Origin of the sequence: Rhodococcus sp. BH4 (assembly GCF_002079265.1) — a bacterium.
In the GTDB taxonomy this organism is placed as follows: Bacteria; Actinomycetota; Actinomycetes; order Mycobacteriales; family Mycobacteriaceae; genus Rhodococcus_F; species Rhodococcus_F qingshengii.
The window spans coordinates 1680992-1694008 of sequence record NZ_CP014941.1; the positions used below are offsets into that span (position 1 = coordinate 1680992).

The 13017-nt window shown below is 62.5% G+C and carries 14 protein-coding genes; 9 read left to right on the plus strand and 5 right to left on the minus strand.

Features of this window, described 5'->3' with window-relative positions; translation table 11 throughout:
* Positions 1-72 precede the first annotated feature (72 nt).
* The 4 genes from A0W34_RS07890 (at position 73) to A0W34_RS07905 (ending at position 2991) form a co-directional block, all read left to right on the plus strand.
* Positions 73-579 carry a helix-turn-helix domain-containing protein gene (locus A0W34_RS07890; protein WP_003941483.1) on the plus strand — a complete coding sequence of 169 codons (507 nt, stop codon included), beginning with the start codon at positions 73-75 and terminating at the stop codon, positions 577-579.
* Entirely contained in the window at positions 572-1399 is an 828-nt protein-coding gene (locus A0W34_RS07895; RefSeq protein ID WP_003941552.1) for a heparin-binding hemagglutinin, read from the plus strand. The genes A0W34_RS07890 and A0W34_RS07895 overlap by 8 nt, the downstream gene beginning before the upstream one ends.
* A 95-nt stretch (positions 1400-1494) precedes the next feature.
* The gene (locus A0W34_RS07900; RefSeq protein WP_003941505.1) at positions 1495-1791 is read left to right on the plus strand and encodes a DUF2516 family protein; all 297 of its coding nucleotides are present in this window, start codon (positions 1495-1497) and stop codon (positions 1789-1791) included.
* Positions 1792-1959: 168 nt separating this feature from the next.
* Positions 1960-2991 carry an alpha/beta fold hydrolase gene (locus A0W34_RS07905; protein ID WP_021333908.1) on the plus strand — a complete coding sequence of 344 codons (1032 nt, stop codon included), beginning with the start codon at positions 1960-1962 and terminating at the stop codon, positions 2989-2991.
* Between the two features lie 12 nt (positions 2992-3003).
* Here A0W34_RS07905 and purU read toward each other — a convergent pair whose 3' ends face one another.
* A complete protein-coding gene (gene purU, locus A0W34_RS07910) occupies positions 3004-3891 on the minus strand; it encodes a formyltetrahydrofolate deformylase (RefSeq protein ID WP_003941509.1) in 888 nt (295 codons plus the stop codon).
* A 64-nt stretch (positions 3892-3955) separates the two neighbouring features.
* Here purU and deoC point away from each other — a divergent pair, with 64 nt between their 5' ends.
* Positions 3956-4621 carry a deoxyribose-phosphate aldolase gene (deoC, locus tag A0W34_RS07915; RefSeq protein WP_047268935.1) on the plus strand — a complete coding sequence of 222 codons (666 nt, stop codon included), beginning with the start codon at positions 3956-3958 and terminating at the stop codon, positions 4619-4621.
* Here deoC and A0W34_RS07920 read toward each other — a convergent pair.
* On the minus strand, positions 4618-5388 hold the full coding sequence (locus A0W34_RS07920) for an LmeA family phospholipid-binding protein (protein ID WP_007735358.1): 771 nt from the start codon (positions 5386-5388) through the stop codon (positions 4618-4620). The two genes, deoC and A0W34_RS07920, sit on opposite strands and share 4 nt — an antisense overlap.
* A 127-nt stretch (positions 5389-5515) precedes the next feature.
* Between A0W34_RS07920 and A0W34_RS07925 the strand changes: the two genes are divergently transcribed.
* The 3 genes from A0W34_RS07925 (at position 5516) to A0W34_RS07935 (ending at position 9953) form a co-directional block, all read left to right on the plus strand.
* Positions 5516-6094 (plus strand): type IV toxin-antitoxin system AbiEi family antitoxin domain-containing protein, encoded by a 579-nt coding sequence (locus A0W34_RS07925; RefSeq protein ID WP_003941523.1) that lies wholly within the window; start codon positions 5516-5518, stop codon positions 6092-6094.
* A gap of 310 nt (positions 6095-6404) precedes the next feature.
* Positions 6405-7838 (plus strand): Ig-like domain-containing protein, encoded by a 1434-nt coding sequence (locus A0W34_RS07930; RefSeq protein WP_232330007.1) that lies wholly within the window; start codon positions 6405-6407, stop codon positions 7836-7838.
* An 81-nt stretch (positions 7839-7919) separates the two neighbouring features.
* A complete protein-coding gene (locus A0W34_RS07935; protein WP_081557548.1) occupies positions 7920-9953 on the plus strand; it encodes an Ig-like domain-containing protein in 2034 nt (677 codons plus the stop codon).
* Positions 9954-10023: 70 nt separating this feature from the next.
* Here A0W34_RS07935 and A0W34_RS07940 read toward each other — a convergent pair whose 3' ends face one another.
* The 3 genes from A0W34_RS07940 to A0W34_RS07950 form a co-directional block, all read right to left on the minus strand.
* The gene (locus tag A0W34_RS07940) at positions 10024-10812 is read right to left on the minus strand and encodes a hypothetical protein (RefSeq protein ID WP_003941937.1); all 789 of its coding nucleotides are present in this window, start codon (positions 10810-10812) and stop codon (positions 10024-10026) included.
* Positions 10813-10819: 7 nt separating this feature from the next.
* Entirely contained in the window at positions 10820-11320 is a 501-nt protein-coding gene (locus A0W34_RS07945) for a DUF2505 domain-containing protein (protein WP_007735352.1), read from the minus strand.
* Positions 11321-11396: 76 nt separating this feature from the next.
* Positions 11397-11894 (minus strand): DUF2505 domain-containing protein, encoded by a 498-nt coding sequence (locus A0W34_RS07950; RefSeq protein ID WP_081557549.1) that lies wholly within the window; start codon positions 11892-11894, stop codon positions 11397-11399.
* Positions 11895-11968: 74 nt separating this feature from the next.
* Here A0W34_RS07950 and A0W34_RS07955 point away from each other — a divergent pair, with 74 nt between their 5' ends.
* Positions 11969-13012, plus strand: a complete 1044-nt coding sequence (locus A0W34_RS07955; protein WP_081558764.1) for a UDP-N-acetylmuramate dehydrogenase — start codon at positions 11969-11971, stop codon at positions 13010-13012.
* The last annotated feature ends 5 nt before the right edge of the window (positions 13013-13017 follow it).

Consider the following 13017-nt stretch of genomic DNA (forward strand, 5'->3'; position numbering starts at 1 on the left):
CTAGCAGTAGTGCTTGCAATAGTTAGCACCCTCTCCTATCCTGGGAAATGTCCACTGGAAAGGGAGGACGCAATGCCAGCGAAGTCGACGAACTCCGATGACGGAGATCGTGAATCATCCGGTGCCGCAGCCGGAGCAAGCGACTTGGCAGCTCGCGTCGTCAGCTCTGCGGCACACGACATCGGGGGGTTCATTCGTGCACAGCGGGAAGCCGCCCAAGTTTCGATGCGCCAACTCGCTCAACTCGCCGGCGTCAGCAATCCGTATCTGAGTCAGATCGAACGCGGATTGCGCAAACCGTCGGCGGACGTACTGGCGCAAATCGCCAAGGGCCTTCGAGTCTCATCAGAAGTGCTGTACGTCCAAGCGGGATATCTCGAGCAACGCCCGCACAGTCCCATCAGGGACGCGGTGTTGGCCGAGACGGCCATCAACGAACGGCAGAAGCAAGTACTGCTCGAAATCTACGACTCGTTCTGTCGCGAGAACGAGTCGTCAAGACCAGCCGCAGCGCCCGATTTCGCTGAATCGGCCGCAATTCCAGACACCGAGACTTCACTAGGAGAACAAGATGACTGACAAGAACGCCATCGACAGCGTCAAGACCTCGCTCTACGCCGCCGTCGGCGCAGGCGACCTGGTTGTCCAGGCCGTGGCCGATGTAGTTGCTCAGGTTCGTGAGCGCGCCGAGAACACCCAGGGCGATGTCAACGGCCGTGTCGACGGTGCTCGCGAGAAGCTCGCTTCCGTCCAGGGTGACGTTGCCGAGAGCGTCGATGCGCTGCGCGAGCGTCTCGCCGGCCTGCCGTCCGAGCTGCCCGAAGAGCTTGCCGAGCTGCGCGAGAAGTTCTCACCCGAGGAACTCCGCAAGGTCGCCGAGGCATACCTCAAGGTTGCCGGAGATCTGTACAACTCCCTCGCAGAACGTGGCGAAGACGCAGTCGAGCGCATCCGCAAGCAGCCCGCAGTCGAAGAAGGCATCGCTGCTGCAGAGTCGGCACTCGGCGACGCCGTCGAGCTGACCGAAGACGCACTCGGAACCGTTGCTCGTCAGACGCGCGCCGTGGGCGAGCAGGCTGCCAAGCTGGCCGGCCGCGCTGCCGGACGCATCTCCGACACCGCAGAAGAGGTCGGCGAGAAGATCTCTGACGCCGGTGAGAAGATCGCCGACGCAGGCGACGAGGCTGCACTGAAGGTCCTCGACCTCGGTGACCAGGCTGACGAGGCTTCCAAGGAAGCTGCCGCTCGCGTGACCGCTGCTGCTTCCGACGTCCAGGAGCGCGCGACCACCGCCGCGAAGAAGGCCGCTCCGGCCAAGGCTGCACCCGCCAAGGCTGCTCCGGCCAAGGCCACCGCACCGGCTCCGGCCAAGAAGGCTGCTCCGGCCAAGAAGGCCTGATTTGCCCAGCTCCACCTGACGAAGGCTCCCTCACTCAGCCGAGTGTGGGAGCCTTCGTGTTCGTCGGGAACCGGATGAGAACTTAGGATGTAGTTGTGACTCAAGTCGATGGGCTAGTCGGTCTGATCTTTCTCGCACTCAAAGTGCTCGCATTGGTGGGTGCTGTCTACGCGATCGTTCATGCCGTCAGGCAGCGTCCTGACGCTTTCACCGCGGTCAACAAATTGACCAAGCCGATCTGGCTGGGAATTCTGATCGTCGCGGCGTTGATCCTCTTGGCGACGTCCCCTGTCGGGCTCCTGGGCATCATCGCGGTCGTTGCAGTGTGCGTGTATCTCGTCGACGTTCGCCCGCGGGTGGACGACATTCAGCACGGCGGTTCTCGCTGGTAGTTTGCCGCACTCCCGCTCATTCCGAGCCGTGGTTCCCGGCTCATGGTGTGCTGCCCCACTCTTCTCTCCAACGCTGACAACGGGCGTTGTTCGAGTGATAGTGTCGGTTAACGGCAGTCACACATAGATTGCATCCGTCTGTCGTCAGCAGCAGTCAGGGGTAAATGCATGTCCAGTCGTTCGCGCACCACAGAGCTTCGAGTACTGGCAGGCGCCGTCGGAGTGGGAGCACTCGTCGCGGCCGTCGCTGGGATCCGTCATCGGCGATCCACGCGTGGGTTGACTCTGTCGAGCGACGTCGAGCCCAATGCACTCCTGAAGACTCCGACTCTCAAAGCTGACATCAGCGAACTGACCACCGACGACGGTGCGATCATCAATGTCCGGGCTTACGGTCCCGTCGACGGCGATCCGATCGTTCTCAGTCACGGCTGGACGTGCTCCACCGAATTCTGGTACCCGCAGGTCAATGCGCTTGCCGGCGAATATCGCGTCATCACCTACGATCAGCGCGGTCATGGCCGCAGCACCGTCGGCAATCTTCCGCTCGGCCCGGACGTCCTTGCCGACGATCTCTCTGCAGTGCTGGCGGCCACGGTTCGCGAGGACAAGAAGGCCGTCATCGTCGGTCACAGCATGGGCGGGATGAGTATCATCGCCTGGGCGGGTCGTCACCCCGACGAGGTCAAGAAGTACGCGTCGGCGGTCATGCTCGCGAGCACCGCGAGCGAAAGGTTGATCGCCGAGACCACGGTCATCCCACTGCCCAATCGTTTCCCTCGCGTGCCGGTCCCCGTGGGCCGCGCCATCCTCAGTTCGCCCGTTCCGTTCGTCTCCTCGGGCGCCATGACGAAGGCGATCCAGTACGTCTCGATGTCACCGAACGCGACCAAGGCCGAGATTCAGTTCTGCGAGAACATCGTTCGTGAGTGCAAGCCCCGCATCCGTGGAGGTTGGGGAGCAGCGCTGAGCACCCTCGACATTCACGAGGGACTCGACAATCTCGAAGTGCCGACCACCGTGCTCGTCGGTTCGCTCGATCGGCTCACTCCGCCGGTCCATGCGCGCAAGCTTGCGCAAGTCCTCGACGACGCCGGCAACCTCGAACGGTTGATCGTGTTGCCGGGCGTCGGTCACATGTCGTCGATCGAGAACATCGACGAGTTCGACAAGGAAATCGTGCGACTGCGCAATCTCTAGCGCAACGCAGCTCTAGCTGAAGACGACCGTCTTGCGCCCGTGGACCAGCACACGATCCTCGAGGTGCCAGCGCAGTCCGCGGGAGAGTACGAGCTTTTCGATGTCTCGACCCTGACGGACCATGTCGGCGACATCGTCGGCGTGGTCCACACGGATCACGTCCTGCTCGATGATCGGACCGGCATCGAGTTCGGCGGTCACGTAGTGGCAGGTGGCGCCGATCAACTTCACGCCGCGGGCGAACGCCTGGTGATAGGGGCGGGCACCGATGAACGACGGCAAGAAGCTGTGGTGGATGTTGATCGCGCGCCCGGCCCAGTGCTCGCACAGTGATTCGGGCAGCACCTGCATGAATCGGGCAAGCACCACGGCGTCGGGATTGTGAGCGTCGACCAGGGCGCGGACCTTCTCGAAGGACGGTCCCCGTTCTGCCGGGTCCTTGGCGAACGGAACATGGTGGAAGTCGATCCCGTGGCGCTCGGTGACACTGCGCAGATCTTCGTGGTTTCCGATGACGGCGCTGATTTCTGCCGGGAGTTCCCCGCCCGCGGCGCGGCCAAGGAGGTCATGCAAGCAGTGACCTTCCTTGCTCACGAGCAACACGATCTTCTTGGGTGCGCCGGAGTCGTGAAGAGTCCACTCGGTTTCCGGACCGATCTCGGCCGCAACAGCTTTGAACCGTTCACGAAGCTCGTCGATGCTCATGCTCACCGACGATGCACGGACCGCCTGACGCGTGAAGAACCATCCGGTGTCGGCATCGGCGTGGTATGCAGCCTCCACGATCCATCCACCGACGTCGGTGAGAAAGGTCGAGATGCGTGCGACGATGCCCGTGGTGTCGGGGCAGCCGAGGGACAGAACATAGCGACGATCATCGATCGATGGTGCAGCGGTCATGCGGCCTAGTCTCTCAGGTGCGGCTGCAGCGACGGTCGCGTGGTGGTGTGCCAAGCTTTCCAACATGTCTGAAGCTGCACTCACTCGTTCCCAGGTTGCCGCGATGGTGGACCACACTCTCCTCAAACCCGAAGCCACCGCGGCCGATGTGACCGCCCTGATCGACGAAGCACGCAGCCTCGGTGTGCTGGCTGTCTGTGTCTCGCCGTCGATGTTGCCGATTCGCGCCGAGGGACTTGTGACGGCGGCCGTCGTCGGATTCCCGTCGGGGAAGCATCATTCGCTGGTCAAGGGTGCTGAAGCGCGACTGGCCGTCGATCAAGGCGCAGCCGAGATCGACATGGTCATCGACGTAGGAGCGGCGGTCGCCGGCGACTACAGCGCGGTGTTGGCCGATATCCTCACCGTCCGCGAGGCGATGGGGGAGAGTGCGATCCTCAAAGTGATCCTCGAAACCGCAGCGCTGTCCGACGAGGCCATCGTCGAATGTTGCCGCGCAGCTGTGCGTGCCGGAGCGAACTTCGTCAAGACCTCCACCGGCTTCCACCCCGCGGGTGGAGCGACGGTCGAGGCCGTCGCACTGATGGCGCAGACGGTCGGCCCGGGCGTGGGAGTCAAGGCCAGTGGCGGAATACGTACGACGCAGGCAGCGCTCGACATGATCGCGGCCGGCGCCACCCGCCTCGGACTATCCGGAAGTCGAGCAGTATTGGACGGTCTGGCCGACTAGGTCAGCAGGCCGCAGCTGTCCGGAACCGCCGAGGTGTTCTGGTTGTTCGCGTCGGCGACGGGCATGGCGTAAGCGCCGCCCTCCAACGAGATCTGGATAGCGTCGTCGGTGACGGTCAGCTTCGTGGGCTTCATGTCCAGCGGGTAGGTCTGCAGGCTGTCGGTGAGTGTCTGGACGATGCCGTCGACCAGATCGGTCGGCAGACCCAATCCGAGAATCTCGGCGCCGACGGTCTGGACGTCGACCACACCGTTGGTGACGGTGGGCTTGACCGTGAGCTTCGCGAGCCCGACCGGACCGACGTCGAACGCGAGTGTTCCGGCGCTCGAGTCGGCGGTGACGCCGGAGACGAGCCCGCCGAAGGTCTGTTCCTGCAAGGTGGCGAGAATGCCTGCGGTAGACCAGGTGACGTCGGCGCTGGAGCTGCCGATGGTGCCGCTGTTGCCCGCCGAGGGCTGCAAGTTGATGTCGTTCACCTTCGCGTGAACCTGCATTCCCGTTGCGGGGCCGAACGAAGAGTCGTCACTGTCGATGCTGATGTACGGCACCTTCTTGTCGACTGCCTGCAGGAGTACGGGCTTCCAGCTCAACCCGACGTCGACCTGGGATCCCAGTTCGCTCTGGAACTGATCGGCCATGCAGGTCTTCACCTGGTTGCGTACGTACAGTTCTCCACCGACGAGCGCCGCGACGAGTACGGCGATCACCACGAGAAGGATGATGAGCACTCGGTTGCGCGGACGAGGGTTGTTCGCTGCGACAGTCATTCGCCAGATTCTTCCCGACGAGTCTGAACGAACTCTGTGAATACGCACTTCCTCATTCCTGTGATGCGCGACACACTCGCCCGTAGTCTGTTCGAAACGGCGTTTTCGACGGTCACCGGAGGTGGTCATGGCTTCGGACTACGAATCACTCGAGTTGCTGGCGCTGCGACAGTGCGGATTTGTCACGGCTCTCCAGGCATCCGAACTGGGTTTCGGTCTGGCGTTGATGGAAGAAATGACGGAATCCGGAACATGGACATGTGAGTGCCGCGGGCTTTTTCGCCTCGAACGCGTCAGACATACCGCCTTGGACGAGTTCGCGAAGTGGTGCACGTGGTTCGCCGGTAGCGCCACCGTCTCGCACTACAGTGCCGCAGATCTGCATGGCCTCGGGCACCTGCAACCTCGCTTCATTCACCTCTCCGTTGCGCACCCTCTCGCGGCGCCGACCCGCCAGGTAGCGCTGCACCGACTGCCGCTCGCGGACGACGAGTGTGAACAGATCGGGCCCATCCGCATCACCACGCCTTTGCGTACCGTGCACGACCTCGCTTCCGGTGGAATTTCTCAAGTCCTGCTCAACGAAGTAGTCGCCGATGCGGTCGCGATAGGCCGACTGGACGCGCACGAGCTGTATCTCTCGTGTGAGAACGCGAGCGTCGACGTTGCTGTTCGGGTCGAGTTGGCTCTGGCCGCAAGCCTGTAGCCGAGAGAGATCTTCGAGGCTCCTGCGACCTTCTGGCATCACGCCCGAAATCGAATATGACGCCGATATCAGAGATTTGTAAATCGCTATTTTCGGGCGACTGTTTTGTCTTTAGCGCAGGTAAGAACGCATCCAGATGTGCGGTGCGGGACGTTCAGCCCACTGTTACTGCAGTTCGGCGATGTCGCCGATGAACTAAATCTGCGAAAAGCGTAGTTACTTTACAGTCAATGGGATAACGTCACGGCATCGAAAGCAGACGGACGCTTGTCCTGGACGCCTGTCTGCCCCGTTGTCGAGAGGGATCTGGATGTCCGTGAGTGGTGTTCGTCGTGTTGTCGGTGGGTTGAGTGTTTTTGCTGTTTCTGCGGGCTTCGCGGTGGTTGCGGGTGTCGGGGTTGCTGGTGCGGCTCCGGTGACGGCGGAGTTCAATTCCGACGGGTACAAGGTGACTCGGACGATCAGTAACGGGACGCCGTCCGAGGGTGATGTGATCACGTCGAAGACGGTGTTCAAGCGAACTGCCGCGGTTCACAATCTGTATGCGGTGCGCGATTTTCATCCGGCGTGTATGACGTATGTCGATGGTTCGGCGACGGTGAACGGTAGTGCGTTCCGTGTCAACGAGGTGGCTACTGATTCTGTTCGTTTGAGTGCGGGTGCTACGGAATGGCCGATGTGGGGTGGTGACGTCAAGACGTTCGAATTCCAGTATCGCGTCGGTGCGGATTGTGCTCGTGGTACTGATTTGTCGACGACGGTGCATTTCGACGGGACGGTGTTCGTTGACGACACGACGAATGGTCGTGGTCCGTCGATCAACGTTCAGAAGAACGTGTCGACGACCACCGTGTCACCGGTCAGTGGCGCTCAGGTGGGGCAGCCGGTGACGTTGAGTGCGACGGTGACCGGTGGTGCCGACGGTGATTCGGTGGAGTTCTTCGACGCCGGTTCCAAGATCGGTGCGGGCGCGCTCGCCAATGGTGTTGCAACACTTGCCTGGACACCGACCACCCGTGGAGACCACTCGATCACAGCGAAGTTCGCCGACACGGCGCGTGCCGTCGGTTCCGCTTCGGCAGCGCTGATCGTGAACGTTTCGCAGGCCGATGCTCAGTCCAGTACGACGCTGGCGCCGATCTCGGGCGCGCAGGTCGGCAAGTCGACCAATCTCAAAGCGACTGTGTCCGCGTCGGGCACCGGTGGAACGGTCACGTTCAAGGTCGGCGGAACGGTGCTCGCTTCGATGCCGGTGGCAGGCAACGGTGAAGGGACCTACGCCTGGGTTCCGACGGTTGCCGGTGCGCAGACCGTCGAGGCTGTGTTCTCCGGCAGATCCGGCGTCACTGGGTCGAGTACCACCGCGAATGTGACAGTCGCCGAACAGCCCGCCGGAACAACAAGCTCCACAACAGATCTCAGCGTAGTGGCGGGCCAGGTCGGCGTTGCCCAGACGATCTCCGCTCAAATCAGCCCCGCCAATGCGGGTGGCACAGTCACCTTCAAGGACGGCGAGACCGTCATCGGCACGGCTACGGTCGATTCATCCGGAAAGGCCAGCCTTTCGTGGAAGCCCGCAACTCAGGGACAGCGAGTTGTCGCGGCGGAGTACTCGGGCGCCGGCACGGTGACGGCATCCTCCGATCAGGTCTCCGTCCAGATCGCCGCACCCGTCGACGGTGGAGAACCCGGTACCGGTGGGAGCGGCTCGCTCGGCAGCCTCGGCAACATCTTCGGCTCCTAGCCGCCGACACCTGGTGATGCCCCGCCCGCGTTCGGCGGTGGGGCATCACCCATTTCGCTCACTTCTCGAGAAGGAAAAGCTATGTCTGTAGGTTCTGCACGCCGTGCAGTTGCAGGTTTGAGTGTGTTTGCTGTTGCTGCGGGTTTCGCGGTGGTTGCGGGTGTCGGGGTTGCTGGTGCGGCTCCGGTGACGGCGGAGTTCAATTCCGATGGGTACAAGGTGACTCGGACGATCAGTAATGGCACGCCGGCTGAGGGTGATGTGATCACGTCGAAGACGGTGTTCAAGCGAACTGCTGGGGTTCACAATCTGTATGCGGTGCGCGATTTTCATCCGGCGTGTATGACGTATGTCGATGGTTCGGCGACGGTGAACGGTAGTGCGTTCCGTGTCAACGAGGTGGCTACTGATTCTGTTCGTTTGAGTGCGGGTGCTACGGAGTGGCCGATGTGGGGTGGTGACGTCAAGACGTTCGAATTCCAGTATCGCGTCGGTGCGGATTGTGCTCGTGGTACTGATTTGTCGACGACGGTGCATTTCGACGGGACGGTGTTCGTTGACGACACGACAAATGGTCGTGGTCCGTCGATCAACGTTCAGAAGAACGTGTCGACGACCACCGTGTCACCGACCAGTGGCGTGAAGTTGGGACAACCTGTTCCGTTGAGCGCGACGGTGACCGGTGGTGCCGACGGTGATTCGGTGGAGTTCTTCGACGGTGCCACCAAGATCGGTGCGGGCGCGCTCGGTAATGGTGTTGCAACGCTTGCCTGGACACCGGCTGACGTCCGAACCCACAGCGTGACGGCCAAGTATCTCGGTAATGCAAAGGTGGCGTCTTCCACGTCGTCAGCTGTCGACGTCGTAGTGTCCGAAGCGGACAAGAGCACTGCAACCGCGATCACCGGTCCCGCAAGTGCAGTTGCAGGTGAGTCCGTGACCGTCGAGGCTACGGTGTCGCCCACTCCGGCGGGTGGCACGGTGCAGTTCAAAGACGGTGCAACCGACCTCGGCGGCGCCGTTCCCGTCGATGCCAACGGCAAGGCTTCGCTGACGAATTCCTATGTAGTCGGAGCGCATTCGATCGTGGCGGTGTACTCCGGTTCCGGTGTCTACCAGACTTCGACGTCGGCGCCACATGCGCTGACAGTCGCTCCGGTGGTGGTCGAGGAGAACACAACGACTACCCTCGTCGGCCCGTCGACAGGTTCGACAGGGGAGGCCTTGTCGTTCACTGCCTCCGTCTCGACCGGTGCTGCAGGCGGAACCGTGCAGTTCAAGGAAGGTGGCAGGGATCTGGGATCCCCGGTTCCCGTGGATGCCTCAGGTAAGGCAACAACCACGCCGACCTTCAACGTGGCGGGCGAGTACAGCATCACCGCAGTGTTCTCGGGCTCGGGCAACTACTTGGGTTCGACATCGAACGCCCAGACCGTGAACGTCAAGGCGCCGGCTCCCACCGACCAGCAGACCCAGACGGTCTTGACCGTTCCGGCGGATGCAAAAACCGGTACGGCAGTTGGTCTGTCCGTAACCGTTACGCCGACGCCGGTGGGCGGCACAGTGCAGTTCAAGGACGGCTCGGGCAATCTCGGCTCGCCGGTGCCGGTCGTCGAGGGCAAGGCGTCGATCATGCACGAGTTCGCGAGCGTCGGTACGCACGACATCACGGCCGTCTACTCGGGTGCAACAGGATTCCTCACCTCTACCTCGGCCGCTCAGTCGGTTTCGGTCACGGCTCCGGCCGCGGAGGATCAGGAAACGTCCATCACCGTGAGCGCTCCGGCGTCAGCGGTCAAGGGCGCGAAGGTTGATCTCGTTGCGGCAGTGGTACCTACGCTCAGCGCAGGAACGGTTCAGTTCATGGACGGAACCACCCCGATCGGTGGACCAGTTGCGGTGGTGAACGGTAAGGCCACGCTCTCGCACACCTTCACCGAACTCGGAGATCGCCGAATCACCGCGGTGTTCAGCGGAACTGACGGCTATCTCGGTTCCGAGACCCAGGCCGCAGTCACCGTCAAGGTCACGGCAGAGTCCGACGGCGGCGATCCCGGCAACGGCGGCAGTTCGACTGGTTCACTGGGAAGCCTGGAAAACATCTTCGGGTCCTAGCCCGACGCCTGCATACAGACGCCTCGCCGCGGAGAACACCTCCGCGGCGGGGCGTTTCCCGTCTGTGAGTTCAGGGATTCGGCGCTACGACGTGCCAGGGCACGGTCAGGATGCAGTCACGAAGACGTCGCCGCGCGGGCTGCACGGGAATTCCTTGCGCCCGAAGAATTTCCAATGCGGCGGCCCAACGATGGCGAGGTCCGAACGAGGCGTGCGGCGCGGCGGTGGCCCAGGCTCGATCGGCCGCGCTGAGCAACGCGTGGATCGGCTCACCGGGAACGTTGCGGTGGATGAGAGCCTTCGGGAGACGTTCCGCGATGTCGGAAGGGCGCTCGATGTCGAAGGGATCCCAGGCCAGTGTCAGGGTCAATGGACGATCAGCGTCGAGAAGCACCCAGGCGCAACGTCTCCCGAGCTCGTCGCAGGTTCCGTCGAGTAGCAGCCCGCCCGGTGCGAGACCGGACTGAATGTGTGACCACGCAGAGTCCACAGCCTCCTCCGGGTACTGCCGGAGCACGTTGAAGGCGCGTACGAAAACGGGTGTGAGACCGGCAAGTTCGAATCCACCACGGGCGAAGCTGACACCGTCACGACTCTCGACCACGCGGGCGGGGTCGATCTCGAGCCCGATGACGCGTCGATCCCGCCGGACAGCGGTGAGGCGGCTTGCCATCTCGAAGGTGGTGTCCGGCCTCGCCCCGTACCCGAGGTCGACGATCAACGGATCGGTCGCGTTGTTCAGGGCGTGCGCGATAGTGCGGTTGTGCACGATCCACCGGTCACTACGTCGCAGTCTGTTGATTCCCGTCGTGCCACGGGTGATGACCCCCTCGATCTTCGGGGGTGGAGCTTTCTTCACGGCGGGTTCAGCGTGCGGCGAGCCAGGTCGCGGTGACCTGGGCTTCGGTGCGGAACAGATCTACGAGGTTGATGAGCATCAGTTGCTCCAACTTCGCGCCGATGAACGGTATGAAGACCTTGGCCTCGGACGTGGTTCGCAGCGTGGACCCGGTATCGGTCGCGAACAACTCCATGGTGCCGGACAAACTCCCCGGCCCGGCCGGGATGGACGCTTCGTACGTTCCGGTCACGGTGTCACCGAAGGCGCCGTACGACTCCTTACGAGTGATGACAAGATCCTTCTTCATCACTGTCTGAGCGATGTCGGGCAAATCCGTGCGCGGAAGAATGTGGTGGAGCACGAGATCGATTCCGGAATCGGTGACCTCGAAATGTTCCACATGGTTCTCGGAATGCTTGCGCATCTCCTCGACACGGGCCTCCCAGTACGAGCGGTCCGCCAGCGCCGCATAGACCTGCTCGGGGGAGTGCTGATAGCGGGCGGAGTAGTCGATGCGGCGAGCCATGATCGAAAAGAATACCGGTTACACGCTGTGACAAGCCAAATCGGCTGTATCCACAACTGCCGCCGCCCGCAGGGTTTTACTTCGCGATCCACTCCCGGGTGAAGTCCTGTTCGGCCTGGATGAGCCGGACAACCTCGTCGACAATCGCACTTTCGATCTTTCCGCCGAGGAACGGGATCTTGACCTCGACCTCACCGTCGATCTCGAGAGTGGCGGAGTTCTCGTCACCTGTCAGCACCTGCGTGCCCTCGACACGGGCGGGAACGCCGTCGACGTGGGCGGAGAAGGTGCCGGTGGCCTTGCCGTCCTTGAAAGGCGCCATCGTTTCACTGCGCTTGATGACGATGTCGCCGTTGACGACTTTCGACACCATGCTGGGGAGGTGCTCTGCGGCAATGATCTGCGACATCGTGACCGCGACGGTCTCGTCGCGAACGGTCAGCTCTTCGATCGCCGCGCCGGGACCACCGACAGCGACGATTCGGTCGCGCCAGTACTGCTCGGAGGTCACCGCCTCATGGACCTTCTCGGCGGGGACTGTGTACTTCGACGAATGCTCGATGCGACGGCTCACGATTGTGGAGGCTACCGTTTATCGATGTGTGGGACGTAACCATTGGCAGACGCGTCGTGGAATCAGGCGCTTTCGTGTCCGAGAACGTTGACTTGTCGGGATTGACGACGCTCCGAATCGGGGGACCGGCGCGGCTGCTCGCCGAATGTCCGACGACGCAGTCGTTGATCGACGTCGTGACGCTGCTCGATCGCGAGCAGATCCCGACGCTGATTCTCGCCGGCGGATCCAATCTCGTGATCTCCGACTCGGGATTCGACGGAGTTGTCGTTCGTGTGGCCAACACCACCGTGAGCCTCGACACGGACCGCGTCGTTGCCGAAGCGGGTGCCGTGTGGGACGAAGTAGTCGGTCAATCGGTCGCCGCGGAACTGGGTGGCCTCGAGTGCCTGTCCGGGATTCCGGGCTCGACCGGTGCGACGCCGGTGCAGAACGTCGGCGCGTACGGCGTCGAGGTGGGCTCGCGGCTCCGGCGGGTTCAATTGCTCGACCGACGCAGTAGCGAAGTGTCGTGGGTCGAACCGTCGAAACTCGAATTGGGTTACCGGTCGAGCGTCCTCAAGCATTCCGATGCAGCAGTGGTTCTCGCCGTCGAATTCGATGCGTCGACCGACGGACTGAGTGCCCCGCTCGCGTACCGCGAACTGTTCACCGCACTCGGGGCCGAAGAAGGCGAGCGGTTACCTGCGTCGCAGGTCCGCGAGGCAGTTCTGGGACTTCGGACGGGTAAGGCGATGGTGCTCGATCCGTACGACCACGACACCTGGAGCGCGGGTTCCTTCTTCACCAACCCCGTGGTGCCGGACGACAACCTGCCCGCCGTGCTCGAAGCAATCGCCGAACAGCTCGGGGACGTCACCGTGCCGCAGTTCCCGGGCAGTGGTGGAACCAAGCTCTCGGCCGGATGGTTGATCGAACGGGCCGGATTCTCGAAAGGTTATCCCGGTGAAGATGCACCGGCCAGGCTGTCGACCAAACACACCTTGGCGTTGACCAACAGAGGGTCGGCAACGAGCGCGGATGTGGTCTCGCTCGCGCGGACAGTGCGCGACGGCGTCGAAGCCGCGTTCGGTGTCCACCTGGAACCGGAACCGGTAACTGTGGGCTGCACCATCTGATTCCT